The 10,975-nt window shown below is 64.5% G+C and carries 9 protein-coding genes; 7 read left to right on the top strand and 2 right to left on the bottom strand.

From position 1 onward, the window contains the following. A partial coding sequence (locus FFS20_RS09565) for an HNH endonuclease signature motif containing protein (RefSeq protein ID WP_137825618.1) occupies positions 1–2,149 on the top strand: 2,149 nt, incomplete at its 5' end. 205 nt (positions 2,150–2,354) lie between these two features. Here the strand turns inward: FFS20_RS09565 and FFS20_RS09560 are convergent. Together FFS20_RS09560 and FFS20_RS09555 are read right to left on the bottom strand one after the other, a co-directional pair. Further along, complete coding sequence (locus FFS20_RS09560; RefSeq protein WP_137825617.1) at positions 2,355–2,939, bottom strand: HhH-GPD-type base excision DNA repair protein; 585 nt, start codon at positions 2,937–2,939, stop codon at positions 2,355–2,357. Between the two features lie 111 nt (positions 2,940–3,050). Beyond that, positions 3,051–4,148 carry a type I restriction endonuclease gene (locus tag FFS20_RS09555; protein ID WP_137825616.1) on the bottom strand — a complete coding sequence of 366 codons (1,098 nt, stop codon included), beginning with the start codon at positions 4,146–4,148 and terminating at the stop codon, positions 3,051–3,053. Between the two features lie 156 nt (positions 4,149–4,304). Between FFS20_RS09555 and FFS20_RS09550 the strand changes: the two genes are divergently transcribed. The 6 genes from FFS20_RS09550 to FFS20_RS09525 all read left to right on the top strand — a co-directional run bounded on the left by FFS20_RS09550 (position 4,305) and on the right by FFS20_RS09525 (position 10,970). Continuing rightward, on the top strand, positions 4,305–4,688 hold the full coding sequence (locus FFS20_RS09550) for a YchJ family metal-binding protein (protein ID WP_249356765.1): 384 nt from the start codon (positions 4,305–4,307) through the stop codon (positions 4,686–4,688). 199 nt (positions 4,689–4,887) lie between these two features. After that, positions 4,888–5,379, top strand: a complete 492-nt coding sequence (locus FFS20_RS09545; RefSeq protein ID WP_137825615.1) for a DUF2087 domain-containing protein — start codon at positions 4,888–4,890, stop codon at positions 5,377–5,379. Continuing rightward, positions 5,376–6,749: an MFS transporter gene (locus FFS20_RS09540; RefSeq protein ID WP_137825614.1), complete on the top strand. Its 1,374-nt coding sequence runs from the start codon at positions 5,376–5,378 to the stop codon at positions 6,747–6,749. The genes FFS20_RS09545 and FFS20_RS09540 overlap by 4 nt, the downstream gene beginning before the upstream one ends. A gap of 97 nt (positions 6,750–6,846) precedes the next feature. Further along, positions 6,847–7,356 carry a phosphoribosyltransferase gene (locus FFS20_RS09535; protein WP_137825613.1) on the top strand — a complete coding sequence of 170 codons (510 nt, stop codon included), beginning with the start codon at positions 6,847–6,849 and terminating at the stop codon, positions 7,354–7,356. A 37-nt stretch (positions 7,357–7,393) separates the two neighbouring features. Continuing rightward, complete coding sequence (locus FFS20_RS09530) at positions 7,394–8,713, top strand: carboxylesterase family protein (RefSeq protein WP_137825612.1); 1,320 nt, start codon at positions 7,394–7,396, stop codon at positions 8,711–8,713. A 229-nt stretch (positions 8,714–8,942) separates the two neighbouring features. Further along, a complete protein-coding gene (locus FFS20_RS09525; protein ID WP_137825611.1) occupies positions 8,943–10,970 on the top strand; it encodes a vWA domain-containing protein in 2,028 nt (675 codons plus the stop codon). Positions 10,971–10,975: the final 5 nt, after the last annotated feature.

Below are 10,975 nucleotides of genomic sequence, written 5' to 3'. Positions count from 1 at the left end.
CCAACTGGACCGCGTCGGCTTTGAACTCCGGCGTGAACGTCCTGCGATTCGTAGACATGATTCCCTGTCGTGCCTTCCTGGTAACGACTGTCTACGAGAAGTGTCACACCCCACTTCTGGCAGCGACGATGCCGCCGGGAGTGACCACGATGCCGTAAACGGTCCCGTGCCTCAGCGCGATCGTCCCATAGCCGGTCTCCAACCCACTGATGCCGCCGGTGACCCGTCCACACCCTCGGGTGGAGAACAGGATTCCGTCGACGACGAGGTCGCTGAGATCGCTGCGGCCGCTGCCGCGTTGGACGGGGACACCGACGTGCCCGCCTGGGTGAGCAGGCACCCCCTCTTCACCGGCAGTGCGTGGGCCGACCTGACGGCGTTCGCTCCGGAAGTCACCACCGGCATCACCACCCTCATGCACCTTGATGCCCAACTGCGGTCCTTCGACAAACCCATGGGCCCGGAAGAGGCACTCCTCCTCGTCGATGGCGCCGAGGCCCTCTCCCGGGTCTCGGAAGCCCTGTCGATTCTCGCCCTGGCCGTCTACGACAGGGTAGGCACACCGGCGGAGACGGGGGCGAAGGACACGAAGTCCCTCATCCAGGACCGCCTCAACCTCACCCGCACCGAGGCCCACCGGCGGGCCGAGATGGCCAAGAACCTCGGTGGGCGGGTGGATCTGGCCGGGCAGGCACTCGAACCCTTGTGTCCCGAAGTCTCCGAAGCCCTCCACACAGGGGCGTTGTCGGCAGGGCAGGCGAAGACCATTGATGACTGCCTGGCCGCCCTGCCCGACTGGGTGAGTCCCGGGCAGCGGGCGGATGTGGAGAAACGCCTCGTCGCCTATGCCCCGACAGTGCGGGTCACTGATATTCGAGCGATCTTTCATCGCATGTTGGGCTATATCGATCCGGATGGGAAGAAACCGGTCGAGGAGACACCGCGCAGTGACTATTCGGTGACGATGCGACCCAAACGCAATGGGGACTGGGTGCTCAATGGTCTCCTCGACCCTGTCGCGGGGGCGGCACTGAACGGGTTGCTGACCTCGCGGATCAAATCCGCGAACGAAACCACGACACCCCAACACGCCACCCACACGGATGGTGATGGCAGTGCTTTCGGAACATCCGGCGATGGTTCGGGTGCCTGCGGGAATCCCGGTGACGGTGGCGTCTGTAATGCACCCGCCGATGCCGACGGCGCTGACGGTGGTGTTGATTGTGCTGTCGGTGGTCAGGAGTCTCTTTTCGATGTTGTCGATTCCGTGCTCCGTGGTGACCGGTTCGACGCACCACTGCCGACCGTCGGCCAGGCGCCTGACGGCTCGGACAGCCCCAACGGCACCACCGGCGCTGTCGACCCCGAGGGCTCTAACCTCGGCGAGGTGGCCGGTGAGTCTGAGGACAGTGGATTTGTGGTGGGTGTGGGGGTGCGTGCTGACGGGTCCCGGGTGGATCTGAGTGCTGAGCAGCCGACAGCGAGGGCGTGGATCTATGAACGGTTCGCGACTCTGGTCTCGCGGATCAGCATGGACCAGGCCGGGGCCGGGACCCCTTACGCGCTTGTCGTGACCGCGACGGCTGAGGATCTTGCTCACGGCACCGGGGAAGGCACCACGGGGGTTGAGACGCCGATCCCGATCAGTGAACTGCAGGCCCGTGGGTTGCAGGGGCAGGTGTTCTTCCATCTGGTGTCGCAGAAGGCGAAGACGGTGCAGGTGCTCACGGAGAAACGGTTTGCCAATAAGCAGCAGATCGCGGTGGTCACGGCTCGTGACAAGGGGTGTACGTTCCCGGGGTGTGATGCGCCTCCGGGGTGGTGTGATGCCAATCATGTGGTCCCGCATGCCCGGGGTGGGTTGACGGAGATCAACAATCTGGCCCTGGCGTGCAGTGCTCATCATCATCTGATGGATCGTTCGGAGTGGGAGATGCGGATGATGGCCAATGGGCGCCCGGCGTGGGTGCCACCGGCATCGGTCGATCCTGCCCGGGAACCGGTCTTCCATCCCCGGTTCCTGGCCGAGGACATCATGAGCACCCTCTTCGACGACCTCGCCGACACGGGCGGCCACGATGAGGGTGGCGGGGGCGAGTCGGGTGCCAACGGGTCGAGTGCCAACGGGTCGAGTCGGCCACCAGACTGAGATCTGAGGGGAGAACTGTGCCCGAACCCAATCAGTGCCTGAACCCGATCTGTATCCGAACTCAATCTGTGCCACAACTCAATCTGTGGCTATGGGACCATCACCATTTGTGGCTGTGCAACCATCACCTGAACGACACCGCAGCCGACCAGACCGTCGGGGCACCGTCAGCTGAATGCGAACTGCCGACGATACGAACCAAACTTTACTTCGCTGCTTTCTCGGCCTTCGCCGCAGCCTTGGCCTGCTTCTTGAAGGCTCGGACCTCTTGAAGAGTTCCCTCGTCAACGACGTCGGCGATCGAGCGACGGCTGCCGTCCTCACCATAGACACCAGCCGCCTCGCGCCAACCAGGCGCCGTGAGACCGAACTGCTTGCCGAGGAGCGCAAGGAAGATCTTCGCCTTCTGCTCCCCGAAACCGGGCAGGCTCTTCAGACGCTTGAGCACCTCGACGCCGGTCGGTTCACCACGAGTCCAGATCGCCGCGGTGTCACCGTCGTAGTCGTCGACAATGGCCTCGGCGAGCTTCTGCACTCGGGCAGCCATGGACTTCGGGAACCGATGCACGGCGGGCTTCTCCGCGAACTTCTCGAGGAAATCGTCCGGATTCATCTCCGCAATCTCGGCGACGTCGAGCCTGCCCAGACGCTCAGCGAGCTTCGCCGGACCAGCGAACGCGACCTCCATCGGGACCTGCTGGTCGAGCAGCATGCCTGTGAGCAGGGCGAAGGGATCCTCGGCGAGGAGTTCATCGGACTTGGGATCACCGGAGAGATAAACGGTCGTCATCCCTCCATACTGGCACGTTCGCCGAAATGAAGCACTCGATGTGCGCGTCAGCGTGATCAACCGGCGTGATGGGCACCTTGGCGCCATAACGCCGGTTGTGGTCACTCTTGTTCAGTCCAGATAGTTTCTAACCGTTGCGCGGATATGTTCGGCATGTTCATAGATGGACTCAATTCCATCGATTGGAATCCGAGTTTCTTTCTTATCTTCGTCGAAGATCCCGAGATACTTTTGCTTCTTGCCGTTGAAATGCAGACGAGCAATTGGCTTCCGATTATTGTCGTCAAGTATGACCGCGAAATAAGATTTGGCATCGCGCTGCGCGACGCGTTCTGGCTTTACTTCGCTGCATGCAATAGCTTTCACGATTTGATAACCCTCTAGTTCTTCTAGAGTGGTTTCAATTTCAGTGTCCCGGTTCAGGTCGTCTTCAGCAACTTCGGAACTGCTTATCACTTCTTCGGGCGAGGTGTTAGCGCCCATTGATGTATAGCTTGCTCCCAAGGCAGTTTTAAGTCGGTCGTTAGCCTGCTCGTTAAGGTATTGCTTTGCGGCTTTGGTGACGAGTTCTGTGAATTGTGCCTTCGCTTCTTGCGTGAATCGGCCATCGTACACTCGACTGGTAAACAGTCGGACAAATGCTTCATCTGGTTCTCGGAACTGACTTGCCATCTCCCTCTTGATTGCCCCGACATATTTGAGTTCTTCTGCTGCGCTGATGACCGAGTCGAGGTCAAAGATTTCTTTGGACAGTTTCCGAAGTTCGGGAATGAGGGTCTCGTCCACATCGTTCAGATCCAAGACCAAAAATGGCCGGGAATCCATCTTGTTCGGTGCATCCAAGTCGGTGTAGAAATTGTACACTTCGCCGTTGGTGAGCACCGCAATTCGAGCATTTGTGACCGAGAAGTATCTGAAAAGCTGAGACGCGTGCTCTATCCTGATCGACTCTGCTGTTTTCTTGCATTCGATGAGGATCTGCACTTCGCCGTCGCGTAATATCGCATAATCTACTTTCTCGCCCTTTTTAACTCCGACGTCTGCAGTGAATTCGGGGACTACCTCTAGCGGATCGAAAATGTCGTATCCAAGGATTGTTGATATGAACGGCATGACGAAAGCGTTCTTTGTGGCCTCTTCCGTCTGGATTGCGTCGCGTTGATTCTGAACTTTTGTGGCGAGTGCTGCCAGCCGCTCTTCAAATTCCAATTTTCCTCCTAGAGGGTTTCGATCCTGTCTCACGGGGGCGAATCACACTATATCCGTAGCCAGCCATCGGAGTGCGATGGGCCGGCCCGCCGTGTCCGGTAAATCGTCCGAACATCAGGCCCGCATCGATCTCTCGGCAACCGATATCATCGAGCCATGACCTGCCCCTGCTCCGGAATGCCACCTGGTGCCGGCTTCGACGAATGCTGCGGCCCCGCCCTCGACGGCCAGCGATGGCCGACGACCGCCGAAGCGCTCATGCGATCCCGCTTCACCGCTTTCGCCACGAAGAACGCCGACCACCTCTTCCGCACCTGGCATCCGCGCACCCGGCCGGCCGACCTCGGCGTCGACGACCTCGTCACCTGGACACGACTCGACATCGTCGACACCACCGGCGGCCTGGAGAACGACGACACCGGAACGGTGCACTTCCGCGCCCACTACCGCGACAGCCTCGGCGACCACATCCTCGAGGAGAACTCCGCTTTCGTGCGCCGCGCGGGCCGATGGCTCTACCTCGCACCCGCCGAGGACTGATCGCACGGTCCATCTCACGGGCGCCGGACATGACCTATACTCGTGCTCAGCGGCGCATCCGACGCCCAGCCCGGTCTGGCACCCCAGCACACAGACCATCCGGCGAAGGGGAGTACATCCTCGGATCGACCCGTCAGCGGTGAACTCCTGACCGGGCATTGAGCTGGGGCAGCGTTCGGTCGGCAAAGGACTGACCACCATGACGAAGAACAGCGACTTCAAATCCCTCGTGCGCGAACGCATGGCGCAGACCGGGGAGAACTACACCTCCGCCCGCGCCGCCCTCCTCTCACAGCGGCTCCTCGCCCCCGCCCCGGCGACGAATGCCGACCCGGTGACCGTCGACCCTGAACTCGCAGCCGCGCTCGACGCCTTCCGCGCGAAGACACGCCGGACTTTCATGCCGCACGGGCGACTCACCGCCATCCCGATGAAGCGGCGGGCACTCGTCGTCCTCCTCCTCGACATCCGCGACACCGTCGACAGCGACCGGATCTACACGGAGAAGGAGATCAACGAGCACCTCGAACAGTTCCACGCCGACTTCGCCCGTCTGCGACGCGAGCTCATCGACTACCAGTACCTCGAGCGCAATCCGCACACCGGGGAGTACTGGCGGACCGACACCCTTCCCGAACGACGAGGGAACATCAGCCAGGAAGCGGGGCATCTCGAACAGCTGCCGCGATGACCGCGCCGACGACCACTCGGGGCTTCCGCTCGTCCCGGTTCGCCGGCGTCTTCACCTCCGCCTTCAGCGGTGACCTCGCTGCCGCTTCCACCTCGGTCGGGATACCCCTGCTCATCGTGGGACCGCTCGGCGCCGACGACGGCGTCGTCGGACTGGCTGTCGCCGCCGACGACATCGGCTGGCTGATAGTCGGACCCATCGCCGGGGTCCTCATCGACCGACAGGGATTCCGACGCCTGCTGCTGACCAGCGAAGCCGTTCGCTTCACCGCATTCGCCGCGATCGTCGGCCTCGCCTTCGCCGGCATGCTGCACCCGGCAGTGCTCATCGGACTGCTCGTGGCGGTCAGCATCGCCAGCGTCTTCTTCCTCGTCGGCTCACCGAGCCTGCTCGCCACCGGCATCGACCCCGACGACCTCACCAAAGCCAACAGCGCCCTGACGTGGAGCCAGTCCGCGGCGATGATCCTCGGACCACCTCTCGCCGGTGCGCTCGTCGGGTTCGCGAATCCCGCCGCCGCACTGCTCGTCACCGCGCTGGGCTACCTCGTCTCGTTCGTCCTGCTCGCGGCGGTTCTTCGCCATTGGGACGATCCTCAGCAGGGGAGGACCGACCGTGAGACGGCAGACGGCGACACCCGACACGAGGACATCGACCTCCGCGAGAAACAGTGCGATACTCGGCCGGAGTCGTCGGCAGGCACCGAGGAGGCTCGCCCGCGCCGGCCACTCGCCGCCGGTCTGATCGCCGACGTCCTCACCGGATGGCGATACCTCCTCAGCCGCACCGACGTCATGCGCATGGTCGTGAGCGGGGCCCAATTCAACCTCGCACTGAGCATGCAGCAGGCCGTCATCGTCGTCTATCTCCTGTCACTCCCAGGCTTCACCGCCTCCCTCATCGGCGTGGCGCTCGGCGCCGCCGGGTTCGGCGGAGTCTGCGCCGCCATGACCGCCGACCCCATCGCCCGACGCTTCGGTGAGGGACGGGTCGTGTTCTGGTGCGTCCTCGGCGGCACCGGGCTCGGCCTCCTCATCCCACTGACCACCTCGGTGCCGGGGATCGTCTTCCTCGTTCTCGGCTATTTCGGACTGAGCGTCGCCACCGTCGTCTTCTCCGCGATCACCGGCGCCTACCGCCAGCGCACGATCCCCGTTGCCCTGCTCGGCCGCGTCACCGCCGCAAGCCGCCTCGTCTCCTGGGGCATCGCACCGTTCGGCGCCCTGGGCGGGGGAGCGATCGCCGCATCGGCGGGTCCGTGGTGGGGTCTGGCCGCCTCGGCGCTCATCTTCGTCGGATCGGCAGGGTGGCTGTGGGGAATCAAATGGCAGATCAGCGACTCCGGCGCGTATCCTGAGATTCCCGACTGAGACAACCGCGACTGAGACAACCACGACGGAGTCAACAGAGCACCCCGACCGACACCGAACTCGCGAATCCCGACACACCGACGCACGAGGAGCACCCATGGGCCAGGCCTACCACGCCGATTCGACCGATCTCACCGACAAGGAGATCCTCAGCTGGGACACCTTCGGCCAGTCGGCCAGGGATCTCGCACAGACCATCGCGGACTCCGACTACGACCCGGAGATCGTCATCGCGATCGCCCGCGGCGGACTCCTGCCCGCCGGTGCCCTTGCCTACGCCCTCGGCCTCAAGCTCTCCGACGCGATCAACGTCGAGTTCTACACCGACGTCGAGGAGACCCTGCCCGACCCGATCCTGCTCGCCCCGATGCTCGACATCGAGGCGATCAAGGGCAAGAAGCTCCTCGTCGTCGACGACGTCGCCGACTCCGGACGCACCCTCGCCCTCGTCCTCGAACTGCTGAAGAAGAACGGCGCCGAGGCGCAGTCCGCTGTCATCTACGCGAAGTCCGCGTCGATCGTCGACCCCGACTTCGTGTGGAAGCGCACCGACCAGTGGATCGTCTTCCCGTGGTCCGCTGAACCCCCGGTCGAGCCCTCGAAGTAAGCCGTTCTCGACGAGACGCGTGCAGGACCGGGCAGCGATGAGTGCGCAGACGACGACGGCGCGGGTCGACATCCCGGCGCCGTGCGGGACCGTGCGCGCGGTCGTCGACGACGAGGTCATCCGCGCCCGCGGCATCCGCTACGCCCGCGCCGAACGCTTCGCTCCACCGGTCGACGAACCTGCCGTCGACACCATCGACGCAACGCGCCCCGGCCCTGCCAGTCCCCAGCGTCACATCGACCCCAACGCCGAATACAGCTTCGACCAGATCGGCGGGCTGACCACCAGCGAAGACTGCCTGCGGGTGAGCGTGACGATGCCGGCCGACGCCCTCACCGGAGAGGCGGCGCTGCCCGTCCTCGTGTGGATCCACGGCGGCGCCTACGTCTCCGGCGCCGGTGACGCCGAGATCTACGACCCCCGTGCCCTGGTCACCGAGCAGAACATCATCGTCGTCTCCGTGACGTACCGCCTCGGCGTCCTCGGCTATCTCGGCCAGGGCCGGCCCGAGCACTCGAACCTCGGCCTCCTCGACCAGATCTCCGCGCTGCGCTGGGTGCAGAGGAACATCGCCGCCTTCGGAGGCGACCCCGACAACGTCACGATCGCCGGCCAGAGCGCCGGCGCCGACGCATGCGCCCACCTGATGATCGCCGAGGCGACCGCCGGCCTCTTCTCGCGCGTGATCATGGCGTCGGCGCCCTTGGGGCTCTCCGGAGGCACCGAATCGATGAACTGGGCCATGGCCCGCGTCGCCCAGCGCATTCCCGCCGAGGCGAGCGTGCCGGAGATCCTCGCCGCCCAGGACGAGGTCCACAAGGCCGCGCTCGTCGGCGGACTCCACGCGGGCATGTGCTTCGGCGTCCACTACGGCGACTACCCGCTGCCCTCGCGAGCCGACGCCGCAGCCGCATGGAAGAGCGCGGCACCTGAGTACGACGTGCTCATGACCCGCACCGAACGCGAGATCGCCTTCTTCGCGGGGTTCGTCCCCGCCTTCCACCGCCTCCACGCACGCCGGCTGACCTCACCGATGCTCGAATCGCTCATCTCCGGCATCACCTCGGCTGTCTACACCCGCGCGGCGAAGGAGTTCTACGACCGGCACCGGATGTCGGGGGGACAGGGCTCCCGTCTCCTCATCGTCTCCCGTGGGGACGGCAGCTTCTTCGACGCCGCGCACTCCGGTGACCTGCCGCTGCTCTTCCCCGGTCCCGTGTGGGACTCGAGCTTCCTCGACTACGGGACGACCGCCGAGGTGGCCGGACCTGAGCTGCGCCGGATCTGGGGCCGCTTCGCGAGAACCGGAGCGCTGCCGCGGGTGCCCGTTCCCGGGCTCATCGACATCCTCGGCTGAGGCCCCGGGCCGCCCGATTCCGGGACCCGTGGCCCCGATTCCAGGACCCGTGGCCCCGCCTGGATGCGACCTCCGTCACTGCGGCGGAGAAGCCTGAGAACGGGTACGTTCAAACCCCTACAGAACCCAACACTTTCCCAACACCCAACCCGTCCATTCGGCCAGGGTGCTTCGCGCGCGCGATTCCTACACTCGAACAGTTGCCTCCCCACACTGCTCGAGGAGAACCGTGAGAGACCAGCAGGGATTCGCGCCCAGGCTCACCCACGCCTGCGTCATCATCGCCACGATCCTGGTGATGATGTTCTCTGCCGTTCCCGCCGCTCACGCGGACCCGCAGGTCGAGGATGCAGCGCCGACCCCCTCGCAGTCCCCGGCCCCCACCGAGGCCCCGGCACCGGCGGCGGACGAGTCCTCTGAGAAGACAGAGGCTCCCGCACGAGCGCCGCGTGCCGTGGCCCCGCAATCGGTTCCCCGGGCCTCCGGCGACAATGCCGTGATCACCGTCAAGGTCGGCGGAGACCGCACTGCGGCGAACTCCGTCTCCGGACTCGCCGGCGTCAAGCTGCGCCTCTACGACGGCGGCGACAGCGCTCCGACGCGCCCGCGCACCGAGCGCTGGGCCACCTGCACCTCGGACTCCGACGGCGACTGCTCGTTCACGGTTCCCGAGACCGGTCAGACCCGGGTCTGCACACTGATCGTCCTGTGCCGCTGGGAAGACCAGGCGAACCGCAACAAGCAGTTCTGGATCGTCCAGGAGTCCGCTCCGGCAGGCTGGACTGCCAACAAGAACCTCGTCATCGGCACGCCGACGAACAACAAGCCCGAACAGTACACCTTCGTCACGGGCAAGGAGCTCATCGCCGGAAAGACCTACCGCTCCGGCGTGGACTTCATGATCACGACGAACCGGTCGCACATCTACAACTCGACCGGCACCTGGCAGAACAGTCGCACCAATCCGGCATTGGAGACCTCGTGCACTGCCGGACTCCGGGTTGCGCTCGTCCTCGATCTCTCGGGTTCCGTCGAGACCTCAGGAGCGCTCGGCACCCTCAAGGACTCGGCGAAGGGGATGGTGGACGCCCTCAGGGGAACGAACTCCTCGATGGCCCTCTACACGTTCGCCTCCGACGCGCCACGCGACTCCACCGATGGCGGTCGCAACTGGCCCTCGATGTCGATCGACCCCGGTGGCAATGCCGACACCATCAAGTCCCGGATCGATGCCTATTCCGCCGGCGGCGGCACCAATTGGGACAGCGGTCTGTGGCAGGTCGCGAATGCCAACGAGAAGTACGACCTCGCCGTCGTCGTCACCGATGGCCTGCCGACCTACTCCTACGGCAACACCTCGACCAACGGCAACACGACGAGCTTCGACGAGATCGAAGCCGCGATCTACTCCGCGAACGCGATCAAAGCCGGTGGCAGCCGCATCATGGCTGTCGGCGTCGGCGACGGCATCAAGGGCGGCGTCGAGAACCTCGCTGCGATCTCCGGCCCCAACGGCTACAGCGACGGTGGGTCGATCAACGACGCCGACTACTTCCAGACCGGATGGGAAGACCTCGCGATCCTCATGGAGAAGGTCGCCAAGGGCGCCACCTGCCGAGCGGACATCGAGATCGCCAAGCAGACGCTTCCCTACGGAGCCGACAGCACCGCTCCCGGAGGGGCCGGATGGACCTTCGGGGTGACCGCCTCGGCGCCGGGAACCCTGCAGCAGGACAACCGGCAGACGACTCGGGAGAATTCGAAGGTCGGCTACCAGGTCCGCTTCTCCACGCCGAAGCCCGCGCAGAAGTCGAGTGTCGACATCGAGGAGATCCTCACTGATGCCCAGACGGCCGACGGCTGGAGGATCGACGCCGTCGAATGCACTGTCAACGGCGCCAAGGTCAGCGTCGACAAGAGCGACATCAGCCTCGACGTGACCTCCGGCGACACCGTGAAGTGCACTGTGACGAACAAGCAGACGCTCGTGCCCGGTGTCTCGATCGAGAAGAAGGCATGGGACACCCCGACTGCCGATGGACTCGACGGTGCCAAGGAGATCCCCGCCGGGGAGCGGGTGGCCGACGGCACGACGATCACGTGGACCTATCTCGTGACGAACACGGGAAAGACCCCGCTCGACGGCATCAGCGTCGTCGACGACAGACTTCCGGGCACCGCAGTCACATGCCCGAAGACCAGCCTGAAACCAGGCGAAACCATGACCTGCTCCGCCTCCGGCGCAGTGACCAAGTAAGACAG

It is taken from the genome of Brevibacterium sp. 2SA, assembly GCF_005502845.1.
In the GTDB taxonomy this organism is placed as follows: domain Bacteria; phylum Actinomycetota; class Actinomycetes; order Actinomycetales; family Brevibacteriaceae; genus Brevibacterium.
This window is presented reverse-complemented; position numbering and strand designations above follow the sequence as displayed.

Bases quoted from the DNA above. Each gene is read 5' to 3' on its own strand.
- FFS20_RS09535 (WP_137825613.1), top strand. From the start codon at position 6,847: ATGGGCCAGGCCTACCACGCCGATTCGACCGATCTCACCGACAAGGAG.
- FFS20_RS09540 (WP_137825614.1), top strand. From the start codon at position 5,376: ATGACCGCGCCGACGACCACTCGGGGCTTCCGCTCGTCCCGGTTCGCC.
- FFS20_RS09545 (WP_137825615.1), top strand. From the start codon at position 4,888: ATGACGAAGAACAGCGACTTCAAATCCCTCGTGCGCGAACGCATGGCG.
- FFS20_RS09530 (WP_137825612.1), top strand. From the start codon at position 7,394: ATGAGTGCGCAGACGACGACGGCGCGGGTCGACATCCCGGCGCCGTGC.
- FFS20_RS09550 (WP_249356765.1), top strand. From the start codon at position 4,305: ATGACCTGCCCCTGCTCCGGAATGCCACCTGGTGCCGGCTTCGACGAA.
- FFS20_RS09560 (WP_137825617.1), bottom strand. From the start codon at position 2,939: ATGACGACCGTTTATCTCTCCGGTGATCCCAAGTCCGATGAACTCCTC.